General features: G+C 61.7%; 9 protein-coding genes. 2 read left to right on the forward strand and 7 right to left on the reverse strand.

All coding sequences use genetic code 11. The features are described from left to right. Positions 1-3: 3 nt before the first annotated feature. From DQG19_RS02575 to pgi, 3 genes are all read right to left on the reverse strand, one after another. The gene (locus DQG19_RS02575) at positions 4-2,097 is read right to left on the reverse strand and encodes an alpha-glucuronidase family glycosyl hydrolase (protein ID WP_116124651.1); all 2,094 of its coding nucleotides are present in this window, start codon (positions 2,095-2,097) and stop codon (positions 4-6) included. Between the two features lie 102 nt (positions 2,098-2,199). Further along, the gene (locus DQG19_RS02580; protein WP_116124652.1) at positions 2,200-3,066 is read right to left on the reverse strand and encodes a mechanosensitive ion channel family protein; all 867 of its coding nucleotides are present in this window, start codon (positions 3,064-3,066) and stop codon (positions 2,200-2,202) included. Positions 3,067-3,170: 104 nt separating this feature from the next. Then, positions 3,171-4,826, reverse strand: a complete 1,656-nt coding sequence (pgi, locus tag DQG19_RS02585; protein WP_116124653.1) for a glucose-6-phosphate isomerase — start codon at positions 4,824-4,826, stop codon at positions 3,171-3,173. Positions 4,827-5,014: 188 nt separating this feature from the next. Between pgi and DQG19_RS02590 the strand changes: the two genes are divergently transcribed. Next, on the forward strand, positions 5,015-6,352 hold the full coding sequence (locus tag DQG19_RS02590) for a fasciclin domain-containing protein (protein WP_116124654.1): 1,338 nt from the start codon (positions 5,015-5,017) through the stop codon (positions 6,350-6,352). A gap of 386 nt (positions 6,353-6,738) precedes the next feature. Next, a complete protein-coding gene (locus DQG19_RS02595) occupies positions 6,739-9,615 on the forward strand; it encodes a WD40/YVTN/BNR-like repeat-containing protein (protein ID WP_116124655.1) in 2,877 nt (958 codons plus the stop codon). A gap of 4 nt (positions 9,616-9,619) precedes the next feature. On the opposite strand, the gene DQG19_RS02600 is transcribed toward DQG19_RS02595, so the two are convergent. The 4 genes from DQG19_RS02600 to DQG19_RS02615 form a co-directional block, all read right to left on the reverse strand. After that, positions 9,620-10,471: an NAD(P)-dependent oxidoreductase gene (locus DQG19_RS02600; protein WP_116124656.1), complete on the reverse strand. Its 852-nt coding sequence runs from the start codon at positions 10,469-10,471 to the stop codon at positions 9,620-9,622. Positions 10,472-10,566: 95 nt separating this feature from the next. After that, positions 10,567-11,739 carry a zinc-dependent alcohol dehydrogenase gene (locus DQG19_RS02605; protein WP_116124657.1) on the reverse strand — a complete coding sequence of 391 codons (1,173 nt, stop codon included), beginning with the start codon at positions 11,737-11,739 and terminating at the stop codon, positions 10,567-10,569. 84 nt (positions 11,740-11,823) lie between these two features. Continuing rightward, entirely contained in the window at positions 11,824-14,211 is a 2,388-nt protein-coding gene (locus tag DQG19_RS02610; protein ID WP_116124658.1) for a BamA/TamA family outer membrane protein, read from the reverse strand. Beyond that, a complete protein-coding gene (locus DQG19_RS02615) occupies positions 14,211-19,496 on the reverse strand; it encodes a translocation/assembly module TamB domain-containing protein (RefSeq protein ID WP_157974281.1) in 5,286 nt (1,761 codons plus the stop codon). Before DQG19_RS02615 ends, DQG19_RS02610 begins: the two co-directional genes overlap by 1 nt. Positions 19,497-19,577 lie beyond the last annotated feature (81 nt).

The raw sequence follows: 19,577 nt of genomic DNA on the forward strand, positions 1-19,577 counted from the left end.
CGCCTACCATTGCGGCGCGATGCCCGGAGCGTAGGGGTAACGCAGACCTTTGTAGTACTCGACGTCGTGGGCCGGCTCCGGCACGCCTTCCGGCAGCGGTAGCCCATTGAGCGACCGGAAGTAGGCGAGGCTGGCGTCGCGCCACCAGGCGGCTTCCCGCTGCTGTACCTTCAGCAACTGGCTGACTTCGGTGAAGCGTTCCGCGTCCACCTCGCCCTCCAGGGCGGCCCACTTTTCGGCCAGCCATTCCGTACCCTCCACGCCGGACTGGTACTTCAGGCAGAGTTCGGTCCAGAGGGTGTTGCCGCTGTCCATCTGGTAATCCCACGGCAGGTGGTGGAACCAGAGCAGCAGATCTTCTGGACAGGTCGCCGGGTCGGCAAAGCGGTCCCGCACTTCCGGCGCGTACTGGGCCACCGCGTTGCTGCCGGTAGCCGTGCGGTCGAACCCGATCCCCGCGCTGTCGGCCCGGTGGTAGTAGGCGGGGTTCCACTCGGGCCGGCCCAGGTTGGCCACCCAGGGGCCGGGGCCGTAATGGTGGCCGGTGGCCATCAGGTGGGCCAGCCCAAGCGGCGTCATGTAGTTGACGCAGATCTCGCGGGAGGCCAGCAGCATCTCCGTGACCGCATCCTGGACGGCCGCGGTGTGGCTCCAGGTCATGGCCGCCCACTCGGTGTAGATGGCTTCGGGGGTCAGGGTAGGTTCCCAGGCCAGTCGCCCAAAGGCATACCAGTCGGCCTGGTTGAAGGGGTGGCCCGTCCAGTTGCGGTCGGTGCCCACGTTGCTGACGCCGGCCAGCCCCGTTACGGTGCTCGCCACGGTATGGCCGGCCCCACCGCGGTAGGTGTCCGCGTCCAGCACCTCCGCGAAGAGCGGTGCGAGTCCGACCAGGTGGGTGCCCTGTCCGAGATATTCCTTGGTGATCTGCAGTTCAAGCAACAGGGGCGTTTCGGGGGTGGCCCCGAACAGCGGACTGAAGGGCTCGCGCGGTTGGAAGTCGATGGGGCCGTTCTTGACCTGCACCAGCACGTTGTCGCGGAACTGCCCGTCAAGCGGTACGAATTCGTCGTAGGCCTGGGCGGCCCGGTCGTCGTCGGGGTTGCTGCCGTACACGAAGGCACGCCACATCACGATCCCGCCGTGGGGTGCCAGGGCATCGGCCAGGGTATTGGCACCCTGCGCGTGGGTGCGGCCGTACTCGTTGGGGCCCGGCTGTCCTTCGCTGTTCGCCTTCACCACGAAGCCGCCGAAGTCTGGGATCCTTTTGTAAATCTCATCCGCCTTTTCCTTCCACCAGGCGATCACGTCGGCATCGAGGGGATCAGCCGTGTCCAGTCCCCCGAGCTCCATCGGAGCACTGAAGCGGGCCGTGAGGTACAGCTTGATGCCGTAGGGCCGAAACACGTCGGCGAGAGCGGCGGCCTTGTCGAGGTAGTCGTCGCGGAAGATCAGGGCATTGGCGTTCACGTTGGTCACTACGCTACCGTTGATGCCCACCGAAGCACAGGCACGGGCGTAATCGATGTAGCGCTGGTCGATCACCTCGGGCAGGGTGTGCCAGTCGAAGATCGAGAATCCGGCGTAGCCGCGCTCCACGGTACCGTCCAGGTTATCCCAGTGATTGAGAATCCTGATTTCCTTGGCCGGTTCCTCCGTATTGTCCAGGCCGTCCAGTGAGCTGCCGGTCTGCAGAAGGCGTAGCAGGTGAAAGGTGCCGTACAAAAAACCCGCGTCGTCACTGGCCGATAGCCGTAGTCCGCCTGCGTTCTGCTGCAGGCGGTAGCCTTCCGGCCCCACCTCACCGTCGCTGACGCGGGCCAGCGTAAGCCCGGGCTTCCCGTCTTCGGACGTTCCCGTCAGCATTCCGGATCCCAGCAAACCCTGCAATCCATTGCGTAATTCCCGCAGCGTTACCGCCAGAGTGGCCGACGTGGTATCGGTCCCCTCCTCGACGTACAGTCGGCCGAGCTGTCGTGCGTAGGTATTCCGCAGTTGGGTATCGGCGATGGGGTCGTAGCGGAGCCACAGTCGGTAGCCGTCGTCGGCGAGGAGATTGGCGGAAGCGGCGGCCACCAGCAGGCAGAATATTAAACGCATACGGAAAGCTGAATTAGTAGGTGCTTAAGGTACTACAACCGCCCGGATCGCCGGCCGGTTACCGGCAGCGTTGTCGTGAGGGTGCCGGACCTTGCGCCGTGCTTACTTGGGCTTATGGGAGCTGACGTAGCTGAAGACTTTGCGTACTACCTGGCGCTTGATGTCCCGCTGCCGCTCCCGGTCGAGGCTCATCAGACGAAACTGAAACTTCAGCTCCATAAAGTCCTTCTTTACCTCCACGATCTTCAGCAGGTAGCTGTCGGGCTCGATCACGTCGGCGAATTGCGCGATGGATTCGGTCAGTTCACTTTCCAGGCTGTCCACGTCCTGGATGGCCCGGATGTCCATCTCGAAGTCGATGCTCAGCAGGCGTACGTCGCGCCGCGTGTAGTTGATGATCTCGCTGGTGTACACCTTGCCGTTGGGGAGAATGACCACGTCGTCGTTGTCGTTCATGATCTTCACCTTCAGCAGGCCGATGTCGGCCACCCGCCCCCGGTAGGTATAGAACTTCACGTAGTCGCCGACCTCGAAAACATCGGTAAAACTGTAATAAATCCCTACGATGAGGTCGTTCACGAAGTCCTTACTGACGATGGCGATGGCCGCCGCCACGATGCTCAGCGAGGTGAAGAGCGTACGGAAATCGATACCCAGCAAGCTGAAGATGGTGAAGACCACCACCCCAAAGAGTAGCAGCTTGCGGATATTCTCGACCCCGTAGATGAAGTTCTTCGCGCCCCGCCGCTTGGCGTAATTCTGCTGCTGGTAGAGCCACTTGATGAAGCGGGTGATGATGTTCAGCACGGCGACCGTCATCACGAAATAGAGCAGCACCCGCCAAAATTCGGGCCGGCCCGTGGTATAAAGGATACGGTCGTCGAACTGGATCAGGTAGATCCCCAGCGCGAGGACCAGGACCTCGAAAATCAGGAAGGCCAGGGTTCCGGCGAGGCTGCGGTCTTTCATAGGGTACTACGGTTGGTCGGGCAACGGGGGGCATCCCGTTGCGGGCCGCAAAAGTACTTGACTCCTGCGGCTTTATCCCCCCGCTGCCCCGCTTTAACGGCGCCTTATTTTCGCCACTCTTTAAAGGCGTTGATGAGTCCGTTGGTGCTGCTGTCGTGGCTGCTGACCTGCTCGCTTCCCTTGAGCTCCGGCAGAATGGCCTTGGCCAGTTGCTTACCGAGCTCCACGCCCCACTGGTCGAAGCTGTAAATGTTCCAGATCACGCCCTGTACGAAGATCTTGTGCTCGTAGAGGGCAATCAGTTGCCCGAGGGTGTAGGGGGTGATCTGCCGCACCAGCAGGCTGTTGGTGGGCTGGTTTCCGTCGAATACCTTGAAGGGCACCAGCTTGGCGATCTCATCGTCGCTCTTCCCGTCGGCCTGCAGCTCCTCCTCCACCTGGGCGGCGGTTTTGCCATTCATAAGCGCTTCCGTCTGGGCGAAGAAGTTGCTCAGCAGGATCGGGTGATGCTCGCCCAGGGGGTTGTGCGATACCGCGGGTGCAATGAAGTCACAGGGAATGATCCGCGTGCCCTGGTGGATGAGCTGATAGAAGGCGTGCTGCCCGTTGGTGCCGGGCTCGCCCCAGATGATGGGGCCCGTGTCGTAGTCCTCGATGGGGTTGCCGTCGCGGTCCACGCTCTTTCCGTTGCTTTCCATATTACCCTGCTGGAAATAGGCGGGGAAGCGGTGCATGTACTGGTCGTAGGGCAGTATGGCCTCGGTTTCGGCGTCCCAGAAGTTGGTGTACCAGATACCGATCAGCGCCAGCTTGGCGGGCAGGTTATCTTCCAGGGGGGCGTGGCGGAAGTGCTCATCCATGCTGTGGAGTCCGTCCAGCAATTTGCCGAAGTTGTCGAATCCCACCGTCAGGGCAATGCTCATGCCGATACTGCTGGAAAGGCTGTAGCGGCCGCCCACCCAGTCCCAGAAACCGAACATGTTCTCTTCGTCGATGCCGAAGTCCTTCACGCCCTCCGCGTTAGTGGACAGCGCGATGAAGTGCTTGGCCACGTCCTCCTGACTGCCGCCGTTATCGAGAAACCATTGCCTGGCGCTGCGGGCGTTGGTCATCGTTTCCTGGGTAGTGAAGGTCTTGGAGGCCACCAGGAACAACGTGGTTTCGGGGTCGACCTGCTTCAGCACCTCGGTGAGGTGGGTGCCGTCGATGTTGGAAACGAAATAGACCTCGCGGCCGTCGATCCAGTAGGGCTTCAGGGCCTCGGTCACCATGACCGGACCGAGATCCGACCCCCCGATACCGATATTGACCACCTGGGTGAGCGGCCGGCCGGTATACCCGACGTGTTCGGCCGCGTGGACGCGGTCGCTGAAGCGTTTCATACGGTCCAGTACCTCCTTCACCTCCGGCATCACGTCCTGGCCGTCCACCAGGATGGGCTCCCCGCTTCGGTTGCGCAGCGCGACGTGCAAGACGGCCCGCTGCTCGGTACCGTTGATCACCTCGCCGGTAAACATCTTCTCGGTAGCCTCCTTGACGCCGCATTCCTCGGCCAGCCGGGTCAGCAGGTCCAGGGTTTCCTGGGTAAGGATATTTTTGGAATAATCCACCAGGATGTCCTCAAACTGCTGGCTGAGCGAGGCGAACCGCTCCGGGTCCTGCGCGAAGAGGTCCTTCATGTGCCGCTGCTGCATCTCGTGAGCGTGGATCTCGAGTTCTTTCCAGCTGAGGGTGGTGGTGGGGTTCAGGGTACTGAGCATGGGTGTAATTTTTGCGATTCGCCATAGATACGCCTCCCCCGGGAATATGTGCACCGCCGGGGAAGGATTCGGTGGAGTGGGCCGGCGCCGGCGCGTTTCCGAACATCGCCACCGGGGGTCACGTTTTAGAGGTACCAACATCCGGTATTCCGGATTCTAGCATATTTCTGTTTACAAAACCTTCAAAGATGAAAACTATATTATCCACCCTGCTGGCCCTGCTTGTGGTCGCAGCGCTTACGCCTTCTAATCTTTCCGCACAAACCCCGATGACCAACTCGGGATCGACCGACGACATGAGCCAATCGAATATGGGCGATGCCCAGACGATCGCTCAGCTGGCGGCGGAAAACCCCGACCTCAGCATCCTGGTAAAGGCCCTGAAAGCTACCGGATATGATCAACCCCTTTCCGACGCAAGCGCCAGCTTCACGGTTTTCGCCCCGACCAACGCCGCCTTCGAGGCCCTGCCCGCCGGTGTACTGGATAACCTGATGAAGCCGGAGAACGCCAACTCGCTGAAGTACCTGCTGATGTACCACGTCTCGCCCAACCTGGTGAGGGCCAGTGACATCGCTACTAAGGTAGCCGACGCCGACAACGGCCAGATCTCGCCCCAGACCCTCCACGGTGACCTTACCGTAACCGAACAGAACGGTAAGGTGATGATCAAGGACGCCGCTGGTCGCACCGCCACCGTAACCCAGGCCGACATTGTTGCCAGCAACGGAGTCGTTCACGTAATCGACAAAGTGCTGGTACCCGGAAACGTAGACGTAGCCAGCCTGGCCACCGATTCCGATATGGCCATGCAGGCCATGGAAAAGGACGCCAAGGACTCCAGCGAAGGTCTGTGGGGAGATGTAAAGGAAACCGGTAAGGAAGTAGGAAACGCCATTGGCAACGCCGCCGATGCCGTAGCCAACACCGCTTCGAGTGCCTATAAAGGTGCCAAGGAAGAAGTGAAGGAAACCTACAATGAGGTGACCACCTCCGACCGCGACATGGACGAAGACGCCATGAACACCACCACCTCTACGATGAACCGCAGCACCGCCAATACCGGTTCCGCACCCGACGCCACCATCGCCGAGGTAGCCTCCAGCAACAGCAACTTCAGCAAGCTGGTCACCGCCGCCAAGTCGGCCGACCTGGTCAACCTGCTGAACAGCAACGGTGAGTTCACCGTGTTCGCCCCGACCAACGCTGCCTTTGACGCCCTGCCCGACAGCACCTCTAACATGCTGATGCAGGCCGGAAATCAGGACATGCTTAAGACCCTGCTTTCCTACCACGTGATCGCTTCCAAGATCTCCGCCGCCGACCTGATGAAGGCCATTGAAAAGAGCAACGGTTACTTCCGCATCCAAACCATTAGCGGCAGCAGCCTGATCGCTTCCATGGACGGTGACAACGTCATCCTGACCGACGGAAACGGCGAGTACGCCACCGTAACCGACACCGATATTGAAGCCAGCAACGGAATCATCCACGCCATCGACGGCGTGCTGACGCCCCGCAACTAACCGGTAACTCCCGCCTGATATCATCGTGAGAGCGGCCGTCACCTTCGGGTGGCGGTCGCTCTCGTGATTTTGGGGCCACCGAAACTTTTGTCCCCGCTATGAAGACATATTGATATTATGCTTATATTACCTGGGCTACGCGCTGCGTAGCGGACCCCAATCCTGACAACCCTTTTTTGCGGATTATAAAACCTAACGGAACGGACTCTCCGACGTTACGGCGACGGGTACCCACCGCCTTGACTGTTTTATTTGTTAGAGAGACGCTGTGAACGCAGTCTGGCCAAGTTCACTGGTGTTCTTATCGCTCGACACGCCGGTTGAGCTCCGTTCCGGTTTTTGCTGGTTGCTATCCCACAGTTACCTTGGGGGTCAAATTGCCCCCCATGCCTCGTAACCGGATTCTCTGCCTGTTCCTGCTTTTCCTTTGCACCTGCGTCCGCGCCCAACGGCCGACGCCCGCCGCCGAGCGGGAAGCCGGGTATACCCAACGGACGGCCCTCCGCGAGGCGTCTCCCCTGCAGGGACTACCCTTTACCAATATCGGTCCCAGCATCATGAGTGGCCGGGTGGCCGACGTAGCCGTGGACCCCACCGATCCCACCCACTTTTACGTAGCCTACGCCAGCGGCGGCCTCTGGGAGACACTTGATAACGGCAGCACCTTTACGCCCCTCTTTCAGCAGGAGGCGGTCATGACCATCGGCGACCTGGACGTGCACTGGCCGAGCGGTACCATCTACCTGGGTTCGGGCGAGGTCAATAGCAGCCGCAGCTCCTACGCGGGCAATGGCGTGTACAAGAGTACCGACGGAGGAGAAAGCTGGGAGCACCTGGGCCTTGACGAAACGCACCACATCGGTCGCGTGATCGTTGACCAGAAGGATCCCCGCCGGGTCTGGGTAGCCGCGCTGGGGCACCTGTACGGCCCCAATCCCGAGCGCGGTGTGTACCGCACAACCGACGGCGGGGCCACCTGGCAGCAGACCCTGGCCATCAACGACAGTACCGGCGTGGTGGACCTGATCCGCGACCCCCGCAAACCCGACGAACTCTTCGCCGCCGCCTGGCAGCGCGAACGCAAGGCGTGGGACTTCACGGAGAGCGGCCGCGGTTCCGGCATCTACCGCAGTACCGATGCGGGACGCACCTGGTCGCTACTATCCACGGAAGGCGCGGGCTTCCCGGTCGGTGAGGGCGTAGGCCGCATCGGCCTGGCCGTCAGCTACGACAAGCGGGGGCGGCGTCACCTGTACGCCAGTCTCGATAATTACTTTCTGCGTGACCCGGAAGCTCCCGATTCCACGACCCTGACCAAGAACCAGCTGCGGACCATGCCCAAGGAAGATCTGCTGCGCCTGGAAACCTACCTGTTGGAGGACTTTTTGCGCTCCAACGGCTTCCCGCGGGAGCTCGACGCCGCCACCGTGCGGCAGCGGGTCGAGGACGGTGACCTTACGCCCCTGCAGCTCGTCGAGTACCTTGAAGACGCTAACAGCACCCTGTTCGAGACACCGGTGAAGGGTTTCGAGCTGTACCATTCCACGAACGACGGCAAAAAATGGAGCCGGACCCACGACGACTACCTCGACGATATCTACTACAGCTACGGCTACTACTTCGGTTCCCTGGCGGTGGATCCCAATAATCCGCAGACGATCTACGCCATGGGTGTACCCATCGTCAAGTCGACCGACGGCGGCAAGACCTGGAGCGGGGCCAATGGCGCCAACGTGCACTCCGACCACCACTACCTCTGGATCAATCCCGACCGGCCCGATCACCTCATCAACGGCAACGACGGCGGCATCAACATCAGCTACAACGGCGGCGATACCTGGCTGAAGGCCAACGTGCCGCCCGTAGGTCAGTACTACGCGGTAGCCGTGGACGATCACCCCGACGGCTACCGGGTCTATGGCGGACTGCAGGACAACGGGACCTGGCGCGGGCCCCACGACTACACGCCCAGCCTTGGCTGGCAGCAAGACGGGGAATATCCTTACAAGTCGCTCTTTGGCGGCGACGGCATGCAGGTTGAGGTCGATCCCCGGGACAACGAGACGGCCTACGTCGGCTTCCAGTTCGGCAACTACTACCGCGTTAACCCGAAAGAGGGTACGCGTACCTACGTCACCCCGCGGCACGAGCTCGGCCAGCGCCCCTACCGATGGAACTGGCAGACGCCCATCCTGATCAGCCCGCACCAGCCCGATATCTTCTATATGGGCTCCAATCACTTTCACCGCAGCTTCGACCGCGGAGATAATTTTGAGACCCTGGGGCCCGACCTGACCGGCGGCGGAAGGCGCGGCGACGTAGCCTTTGGCACCCTTTCGACGATCGACGAGTCGCCGCTCCGCTTCGGCCTGCTGTATACCGGTAGTGACGACGGACGCGTGCACCGCAGCCGCGACGGCGGCCAGAACTGGGAGCGCCTCACGGGCTTTCCCGACGGCCTTTGGGTAGCCCGCGTCGATGCCTCCCACGCCACGGAGGGCGTCGTTTACCTCGGTCTGAACGGCTACCGCGACGACAACTTCGAAAGCCACGTCTACCGCAGCACGTATTACGGAGATACCTGGACGCGCATCGGCACCGATCTTCCCGCCGAACCGGTCAACGTGATCAAGGAAGACCCCCTCAATCCCGCCCTGCTCTACGTGGGCACCGACCACGGGCTTTACGTCAGCCTGGACACCGGCGCCACCTTTACCACCGCCATCGACCTGCCCGCCGTGGCCGTCCACGACGTCGTCGTTCAACCCACGGCCCACGACCTGATCGTCGGCACCCACGGCCGCAGTCTCTACCGCAGCCCCGTCGGCCTGCTGCAGCAGATAGCGGGGGCGGCCTCCCCCACCCTCACGCTTGCCGAGGTCCCCGACCAGCGCTACTCCAGCCGCTACGGCTCGGCGAGCTGGTACACCGACGATACCACGCCGGAGGTCACCCTGCAGGCCTACGTACCGGCGGCGGACGCGGGTGCGGAGTTGCGGGTGAAGAACGCGGCCGGTTCGGTATTGCACACCCAGGCGGTGAACCTGACCCGCGGCTTCAACACCATCACGTACGACCTCAGTTTTACGGCGGACAAGGCCGGTGAGATACAGGAAGCCCTCAACGCGGAGCGCAAGGACAACAAAAAACCGGTAACGGTGGAGGCCGCCGAAAACGGGAGCTATTACCTGCGCGCCGGCACCTATACGCTGGAGCTCGAAGCGGGTGGAGAGACCGCTACTACGCCCCTGAAGGTGAAGTAGGCGATCAGCCGTGTACGGCGCTGAAGTCGTCCCGCCCGAGGCCGGCGGCCTTGGCGCGTCCGTAGATTTCCCGGCCGGTGGCGGCCTGGGGCACCGGGGAGTTTGCCGCGAAGGCCGCTTCGACCACGAGGTTGACGTCCTTATGCATCAATTCAAGTGGAAAGGAGGCATCGGAATAATCCCCGCTCCGCATCTTCTCCACCTTGCTCTTTACGAAGGGGGCAATGACGGGCAGGCCGGGGAGGTTGTCCAGCAGGAAGTCGTGGCTCAGCCCGAGGGCTTCCCCGAGACGAACCGTTTCGGAAAAAGCGGCCATGCTCTGGGCCAGCAGGTTATTAATGAGGATCTTATAGACCGCGCCGCGGTCCGGCTCCATCCCCACGTGGACGATTCCATCGCTGTAGGCCGCCAGGACGTCACGGCATTCCTCCAGGGTTTGCCCGTCGCCACCGACCAGTACCTTAAGCGTGCCCTGCTCCGCCGGTTCGCGGGTACCCGATACGGGGACGCCCAGGTAGCGGACCCCGGCCTGCCGGGCCGCCGCGGCGCTTTCGCCGGCAAAGGCCGGACCGACCGTGGAAGCGTCCGCCCAGATGGCGCCCTCCTGCATGGCCTCGAGTACCCCTCCCTCCAGCACGACGCTGCGGACTACCTCCGGGGTAGCGAGCATCGAGAGAACCAGGTCGGCTTCGGAAACTGCCCCGGTAATAGAGTCGGCGGATGCGGCCCCGGCGTCGACCAGGTCCCTGACCGGCTCCGGCGAGCGGTTCCAAACGGTGAGGCGGTGGTCGGTGGCGAGGATGTGGCGGGCCATGCGGGAGCCCATGATGCCCAGTCCAAGGAAGGTAACGTTCATGACGGTTGGATTTTTTTTGCAAAAAAGTGGCCACGCGCGGAATGCTCCGGCGTGGCCAATGAGTGTTGCCCGCCAGGCGGGCACACAGTGGTGTTTTACGGCTTCAGGACGACCTTAATGCAGCCGTCTTCCTTATCGCGGAACTTGGCGTACATCGCCGGGGCGTTCTCCAGCGGTTCGGTGTGGGTGATCATGAAGCTGGGGTCGATCTCTCCCTTTTCGATCTTCTCGAGCAGCGGCTTCATGTAGTGCTGAACGTTGGTCTGTCCCATCTTCCAGGTGAGGCCCTTGTTCATGGCGGCTCCCATTGGTACGGTTACGCTCTGTGCATATACCCCGGGGATAGACAGCGTACCTCCCTTACGGCAGGCCATGATCGCCTGTTGCAGTACGTAGGGATGGTCCGATTGGAGGTGAGCGGTCTGCTTCAGGCTGTCGGCGGTGGCCGATACCATGTTGGCGGCGTGGGATTCGGCGCCGACGGCGTCGATGCAGCGGTCGGGGCCGCGGCCGCCGGTCATATCGTTGAGTTTGCCGACGATGTCGTCCTCCTTGGAGAAGTCCAGGGTTTCCACGTTGCAGTGTTGCCGTGCCATTTCGAGGCGCTCGGGCACCTGATCGATGGCGATTACGCGGCCGGCCCCCATCATCCAGGCACTCTTCATGGTGAAGAGCCCCACGGGGCCACAGCCCCAGATGGCTACGGTATCTCCCTCCTCGATCTGGGCGTTCTCGGCGGCCATGTAGCCGGTGGGGAAAATGTCGGAGAGGAACAGGACCTTTTCATCGGCAAGGTCACTCTCGATCTTGATGGTACCGTGGTCGGCGTAGGGAACGCGGAGGTACTCGGCCTGCCCACCGGGAATACCACCCAGCAGGTGGGAGAAACCAAAGAGTCCGGCGGGGGAATGGCCCATGGCCTTGACGGCATTCTCCGCCTTGGGGTTGGAGTTGTCGCACATGGAGTAGAGGTCCTGCTCGCAGAACCAGCAGTGCCCGCAGGAAATGGTGAAGGAGACGACCACGCGATCGCCTTTCTTGATGTTTTTGACGGCGGATCCTACCTCTTCCACGATGCCCATGGGCTCGTGGCCGATAATATCGCCGGCCTTCATCATCGGTACGAAGCCGTCGTAGAGGTGAAGGTCGGAACCGCAGATGGCGGTCGACGTGATGCGGATGATGGCGTCAGTGGGTAGTTCGATCTTGGGGTCGGGGTGGGTGTCGACGCGGACATCTCCCTGGCCGTGGTACGTTAATGCTCTCATGTAGTGTGTTTTCTAATATACCGGAATAGAGAGCGATCAGTTCGTACGTGACCAGTGTTAGGTCAGCGAATCTTCGCCCGGCGGTCAGAATGGATAACCGAAGCCGACCACCAGGCGGATACTGCGGTCGACCGGGTCACCGACGAAGGTCTGGGGGATCTGAAAGTCCTCCACGGTTTCTTCGTACGGGATCTGGAACGGCTTGGCGAGGTCCAGTCGGAAGATCAGGAACGTTAGGTCGAAGCGGAAGCCGATGCCGTAATCCATCGCCAGCTCGTTGATGAAGGAGGTGGACCGGAAATCCGTATCCAGGGGCTCTACTTCCGTTTTATAGGTCCAGACGTTGCCGGCATCCACGAAGGCCGCCAGTTCGATCAGGGCGTTTAGCTTCTGGCGGATCTCGATGCTGGATTCGAGCATCAGGTTACCATAGCCCCGCAGCGTTAGCAGGTTGTTGTTGATCGGTGCGGTACGGCCCGGGCCCAGTTGACGGGGCGCGAAGCCGCGCAGGCTGTTCGGACCACCGACCGAATACAGGTCGAAGTAAGGTACGATCGCCCGATCCGTGAAGGGGAAGGCAACCCCGCCGTGTATCCGCATAGCCAGCTGGGTCTGCTGGCTGAAGTTGTGGTAGTAGCGCAGGTCGGTCTCCACCTGGGGGTAAATACTCTGAACGCGGTTGCTCCGGTTGAGCTCGGCGTCCAGGGGAAACACGTTGTTGAAGTTCATGGACAGGTACTGCTGCCAGAACACGTTGTTGTCGTCCTGCCCGTCCAGTCGGGTATCGTAGGTCAGGGTGTAATTCGGGGAGTACACGATCATACGGTCGAAGCGACTAACCGCCGCCGCGTCGGATTCTACGGCGTTGTTGATGCCCAGGTTATTGGCCAGCTGCAGTACGCCGGAATTGCTCACCACAGGATCCTGCACGCGTACCGACAGCGGGTTCAGCAGGTGGGTCTTTTTCACCCGGCGCTGCCAGGTATAGCCGTATTCCGCCCGGATCTGGAGCAGGCTCACCGATTCGGTAGCCTCGGGATCCTGTTCAATTACCTGCGCCAGGTCGGTCAGTTCCTGGTCGGAAATCTCCTGGGAGAACTTGGCCAGTGTGAGCCGCAGGTTTTCCGCCTTAGCGCCCAGGCTCATAACCGTACCGCTGGTCATTACACGGGGGATGATCTTCCGGCGCCAGGGTAGCCAGAGGCGGGGTACGTTGAGGGTTGCCGTGAGACCGTAAATCCCGGAGCGCGGGACCCGAATCTGGTCGGTGTTGCCCATAAACACCACGTAACTGAAGTCGCCCTCCAGGGTAAATAATTCCGCCCCGCGCAGGAGATTACGGTTGGTATAGGCCAGCCGGATGTTGGGACCGATGTAGCGCGCGGAGTTGTACGTCAGGCCCAGCTCCCCGTCGATGCGCCGCCGGAGCTGGGGTTCCATATAGGCGTTCAGAATGAGGGTGGAATCCGAGCCGGGTACGGTCTGGTAATCGAGGCTGATGTACCGGAAGGTATTGTAGCTGGCGAGACGGCGCAATGTCTTGCGGTGCCGCTCAGGGTTGTACAACATCCCCTCCTCGATCGCGAACCCTTCGTCGAGGATAGAGGGCCGCAGGGGGCAGTCATCGCAGTAAATGTTCAGGCCGCCGGTGCGGTGTACCGGCAGGCGGCCGCGGCCGAGGGTATCCGTTACGTCTATATTAGGGTAGACGTTGACCGCGACGATGCGCTGGGGAATCAAGTGTTGGGGGGGTACGTCGCTCTTCAGCTTGGCGAGCATCTTCACCCGCTCCTCCCCCTGGGCGGTATCGGCCAGAAAGAGAAAATCGTTGGCGTTGGCGTAAAAGTAACCCTCGTCCTTCAGCGACTGCTGCCAACGCTGCCGCTCGGCCTTTATCCGGGCGAGATCGTAGCGCATCCCGGGGTTCAGCACCGTCTCTTCCTGCACGCTGTCGATGATCCGGGCCACGGCGGTGTCGCTCCAGTAATGCAGCACGGTGTCCAGTTCGTAGGGAGCGCCTACGGTCACCGTATAGTCGACCGTCACTTCCCGGTCATCGAGCAGGGTATCCGCGCGGTAGCTGGCGTCGTTAGTAAAGTAGCCGATGTTGGCCGCCCGGTTCTGTAGCAGGGTGGTCACCCCCTCGGCGAGCGCCTCGTCGTAGAAGATGGGCTCTTCCCCCCGGGTCTCGGTGGAGTCCTCGGCGTATTTCTCCGGCTTCTTGCGTTTCTTCTCCTCGAATTTGTAGTACCGCCAGATGTTGCGGTATCCGATCAGGGGGATCTTCGAGTTGGTATTCTGGTCCAGGACAGCGTTCAGCTGCGTCTCCAGCTCAGCGGTGGGAATGGAGTCCGCCGCGGAGATCGAGACGCTGGCCCCCTGGTATAGGTAGCGATCCGGTGGCAGGAACTGGGTAACGTTGCAGCCCATCGCGCTCAGGACCAAGAATACGAACAACAGTCTGCGCATCATTATTTCGTTTTGTCCGGGCTCCAGAAGAAGCGGTTGAATTCCTTGCTGAAGGTGAGGCGCCCTCCAAAGCGCATCACGTTACCACCGATCAGGGCGTCCCGGTCGCGGTCGTTGAAGAACTTGAGGCGTAGGGAGCCGTCAGGATTGATCAGGTACTCCGCGGTGATGTTATCGAGGTAGGTCTGCGAGGTCCCCGCTACCTCATCGGCGTCGTTGCCGGCCACCCCATCCACGCTGACCACCACGCGGTCGTCAAACAGGGTTTTGCGCAGACTTACCCGCAGGTTGGTGTTGGTGGTGCCGTCGGTGTCCTGGTAGCTGTCCAGTCCGAAGTCCAGCTCCACGAAGCCGACGTACTGGTTAGCCAGGTTGTTCAGGTAGCCACCCAGGGCGCTGTTCAGCGTGGTATTGACCAGGCTGGTACCGTCTCCCCCACCCTGGTCCACCAGCGGTATGTTGAATCCACCGAAGGCCAGCAACTGAAAGGCGGTAGTGGTCAGGCGGCTGTCGTCCTGCCGCAGCTTGGCCAGGGCGTTATCGACTGAGTTTATTCCGAGGTTACCGTAGGCATCTTCCGGATAGACGACGTTCGTGGTCAGGTTACTCGACTGCAGGTCGCCCTTCAGTCCGATCACCACGTAAAATGTCTGTTTCCGGCGCAGCGTCGCCGCGTCGGTGGGCGTGCCCTGACTCAGTGCCTCCACCAGGGGCAGCGGGGAGGTCTGTACCCGGTGACGGATGGTCAGGTCGAGGGTCGGGTTCTCGATTTCCCCGTTGAACGTGACACTACTGCCCGGCACCACCTCGAACTCCTTGTTGATGACCTGGTAAACGAAGTCGTAATTGCCCTCGACCAGTTCCACGCGGCCCGTAGCCTCCTGGCTGCCGTCGGGATTGATCCGCAGGGCCAGATTACCCTCGGCCCGCCCCGTAAAGGTCTGCCCGGTAACCGGGTCCACGACCACCGTCACCTGGAGGTTGGGCTTGACCTCGAGGTTGAGCGTCATACTCAGCCCGGTGCGCGAGGTGACCGTGCTGTCGTCGGTAATGGTGTCGCGGCGCAGGATATCCGACCACTGGTACTCTTCCTCGAAGGCCACCACGCCCTCGGCGTCCACCAGCGTAGCGGAGGGGACAGTATACACATACGTGATATCGGACCCTTCGTTGGTAGTCGCCTCCACTTCCACGACGGGAAGCGTAGCGGTTCCGCCGATGTCTACACGGGCGTCGACGGACATGAACCCGTAGTAGTCGGGATTATCCTCCACGGTCGAGTTGATGGCCGTGAAGTCCTCGGCGACCACGAGCATATCGAGTTTGATGTCGTCCAGCCCGTTGAGGATGATGTTACCGCTCACCTCGGCTTCGTTGCCGTTGGTATCGTAAATCTGTAATCCGTTGGAGAAGGTTATTTGCTGATCTTCGAAAACGATCGGATTCTCTCCCAGCCGGAAGCGTTCGCCCAGCAGGCTGATAATCAAACTGGCCTCGTTAAAGGAGAACCGGCCGTCCATGACCGGATTTTCTATGGTGCCGGTGAGGGCAAGTTGCCCCTCCAGGAAACCCTCGGTGTCCTGGAGATAACCCAGGCTGAAGGGCTCCGCACTCTCCAGCTGCAGAGCGTTCACGTCAAGCATGATGTCCATGGGTCCGTTGAGCCGGTAGGTACCCGTCACGTCGAGGTCGTTACCCGAGCCCTCGAGGCCGATATCGAGGTTATACGCCTGTTCGTTGGTGGTCGTCACGTCGGCGGTCATGTCGCCGAGCAGCGTTCCGGCGTAGGCCAACTGATCGATGGTCAGGTTGGTGCTGATGCCGAGGTTGGTCATCGCGTTATTTAGGCTCACGGTGCCGTTGAGGATTCCGGCCGCGGTTTCTTCCTCGGAAAATACCAGGCGGCTGGGCGTCCGCAGATCGAAATCCGTGAAGGAGATCAGTACGTCGCTCGGATCCTTAGTTTCCGCCCGCAGCGACTGTCCCGCGTGCTCCAGGGCGAGGTCGCGTACGATGAGCGTCGAATCGTAGAGCATAATGACGTTGTCCACCGGCACGGTCCAGGTCTCGAAGTTCAGGATCTGCTCCGGTTCCAGGCTGACGATCAGGGAGTCGCCCCGCTGGTCGATATAGGTGCCGAGGTAGTGCCGCAGGCTGTCTTCTTCCGTATACAGCTTAAGCTCGACCTGCAGACGGTCATCGATGGTTTCTCCCGAAATGACCGTTCGGCCCAGTTCCAGGCTGCCGTTGAGGTTGATGTCCTCCCAGTCGGCATTGAAGCCAAGACTGGCGGTATCGCCCACAGCCTGGAAGGCCAGGTTCCGCGCCTCCAGTCCGGCGTATTCGATCTCGGGCACGTCCAGGTTGACAACAAACTCAGGGGACGCGTCGCGATAAAGCAGGGAAAGCGAAAGCGGGGAAAGCTGGGTCAGGCCGTTGATGATCCCCCCGGTCAGCACCTGCGGTCGTTTGAGCTGGAACGCCACGTCCAGCCGGTTGCCGTCCTCTACGGGATCGGGTTGCCGCATGTCCTCGTCGACGTAGGCCAGCAGGAAGTTGACCATCTTCTCGGGAGTGGTCAGGGGGTCGAAGTACCCCAGTACCTCCCCGTCCATCACGTCGGAGCGAATGTAGATTTCGTTGTCCCAGTCGTGCATCGCGGCCGTCATCAACAGGCTGTCGACAAAGGTGCTCCCCTCATCAGTGCGTAGGATCAGACTATCCAGGCGGACGAACGCGTCCAGGTCGTAGGGGTCGATCCCCTCGGTGCGGGCCACGAGTTGGCCGGATATCGCCAGCGGCACGGCGGTGAGGTTCCAGCGTTCCAGCTGCACCGTGCCGACGTCGACGAGGGCCTCGGCAAACACCGAGCTGTCGGCGTTGATGATGTAGCGCGCGGAGCCGTCGGCCCGAAAAAAGGGGTGCGTCACGTCAAATTCGGCGGCGTAGCGGAAGTCGGTGACCGAAGCCGTCAGGTCCAGCAGCTGACTGCCGGTTTCCTGTACCACCGTGGCGTCGATGGCCAGGTCCATGCTGGGCTCGAGCCGCCCGGTCACCTGGGCCTGCAGGTCGAGGGGTCCCAACTCGAGGGACAGCAGGGAGTCGCGCATCGGCCCGGTAAAGAGGTCGGGGATGCTCACGTTGGTCAGGTCGGCGGTGACGTCCAGGTTCTCGGGATTGTACCGCCCCTGCAGGTTCCAGTTGCCGTTGGTTGTTTCCAGCGGTACGTCGAACGTCAGGTCCGCCAGGCTGCCGGAGACGCTGGCGTTGCGGATACGCAGGCTGGGCAGGTTAAGGTTGGCCGGCAGGAGGCTGTCCGGGAGGATGGACCGTACGTCGGCGATGTTGATGCCGAGGTCGCTGATCTCCAGGTTCAGCGCCAGCTGATCGGGGTCGGTCGCGTTGCGGATGTTGCCGTTGATGCGGGCGTAGGTACTGTCGCCCGGCAGGTTGAGCCGCAGGTTCACGTCGAGGTTCTCCATGGGGCCGCTCACCGAGCCGCTGCCCCGTACGAAGTCGGGCAGTTTATAGTCTTCCGGGATCGAGCCGGGCGGTACGTATGCCAGGATCGTCGCCCGGGTGGCCAGCAGCGTGTCCAGGCGCACGTCCAGGCGGGTACTCGGGTAGGTGGTCACTCCGTTCACTACGCCGCTCGTCCGTACGCGGCTGTTCAGGCCGTTGCCGAAAACACGGTTCTCCAGGGCGTATAGGTCCAGCTCCAGGCGCTCGTTGTCGTAGCTGGCCGACCCCTCCGCCACGATGCGCTTCGGCCAGTCGATGTCGGGGGGCAGGGTGCCCGCGGGCAGCAGGGGCAGCAGGGGTCCGGGTACGATGCTCAGTTCGCGCAGTACCAGCCGGCCGCCGGCCGCTTCTGTGTTCAGGATGTCGTGGGCGCGGCCGTTGGCGCGCAGCTTGATGCCGGGCCCGTCCAGGCTGATACGGCCAATTTCCAGGTCGGCGGCCGTGCCGTTGGCCCGCAGGCTGAATTCCAGGCGGTCCGCCAGGTTGTTGCGCACCACGTTTTCCGTGGCGACGTCCGGCGCGACCAGGGCGATGTCACGCAATCCCAGGTAGCCGTCGAGCTCGGCGCGCGCCACCAGTTCTTCCAAATTGGCGGCTGCGAAGTCGTAGTCGACCGCCGTATTCTCGGACCGCAGCTCGCTGTTGTCGGTACGCAGCAGGAAATCGCGCAGGGCGAGGTAGTTCGGGTCATAGGTGATCTCCCCTTCGGTCCGTCGGATCGCCAGGCCGCTTTTCTCTACGCCGCTCAGTTGGCGCAGCCGCAGGTGCAGGGAATCCACCAGGTAGCTGATGTCGGTGGCTTCGGCCTCCACGCTGTCCAGGGCCAGGTGGGCATAGTCGATTCCCGGGCCCTCGAGCGCGGGCGCCGGGGTGTCCATGCTGAAGGAAAGATCCCGCAGTTGGAACAGGTCCCCGCGGAAGGCAATGCTGTCGCCCACGCCCACGTCGGCTCCTTCGAGGTTGACGTAGGGCAGGCCGGTCTTGATTTCCAGGCTGTCCATGCCGAGGGCCAGGGAGGATTCCGTAATGGTGATGCGCCCGGCACGCAGGGCCAGGGGAGCCGATTCGGCGGTGGTGTCCACGGGGGTCGTGCTTTCGCCCAGACGAATGTCCGCAACGGCCGCCTCCAGTTCCAGGAAGTCGATACCAAAGTCCATGGTATTCAGGTCGGCCTCGTCGATCTCCCCTTCCAGCCGATGCGCGGTCACGTCGGCGAGCAGGCCCGCCGGGTCATCCTGGTAGTAGATGTCGGCGTTGGTGAGCAGTAGCTTGGCTCCGTTGAGGTTGATCAGGAAACCGCCCGAGGTGTTGGCCACCGAATCGGCCTGCGGGCTGTCCTCCATGGCCACCGTATCCACCGGCATGAGGGCGTCGAACAGGAACTGGATATTGGAGGTGGAGTCCGTGGTGACGACGTTGGCGTAGACGTCGTCGATCGTGATGGATTTGATGTCCACGGTGGACCGGATCAGCGCCCACATATCCAGGCCGACGTCCAGCGATCCCAGCCGTGCGACCGTATCGCCCGCGGGATTATTTACGTAGACCCCCTCGATGGCGAGGCGGGTGGGGAATTCCAGGTCGATGTTGCCAATCCCCACGTCGGTGTTTAGGGTGGACTGGGCCACTTTCTCGACCTCACGCGTGATGCGATCCTGGACGAAGGGCAGTTGGATGAGCAGAAATACCAGCACGAGCAGCCCCAGCAGGGACACCACGAGCCAGAAAACGAACCGTCCTATCTGCTTACCTATATGTGTTGCCAATGCGGGGTATGGTTGATCGGGGAATATTGTAGCCTAACGGCTACTCAAAACCGAGGTTCGCTAATTTGTACGGTGGTTCCG

The sequence above is a fragment of the Lewinella sp. IMCC34183 genome, from assembly GCF_003390915.1.
Lineage (GTDB): Bacteria > Bacteroidota > Bacteroidia > Chitinophagales > Saprospiraceae > Neolewinella.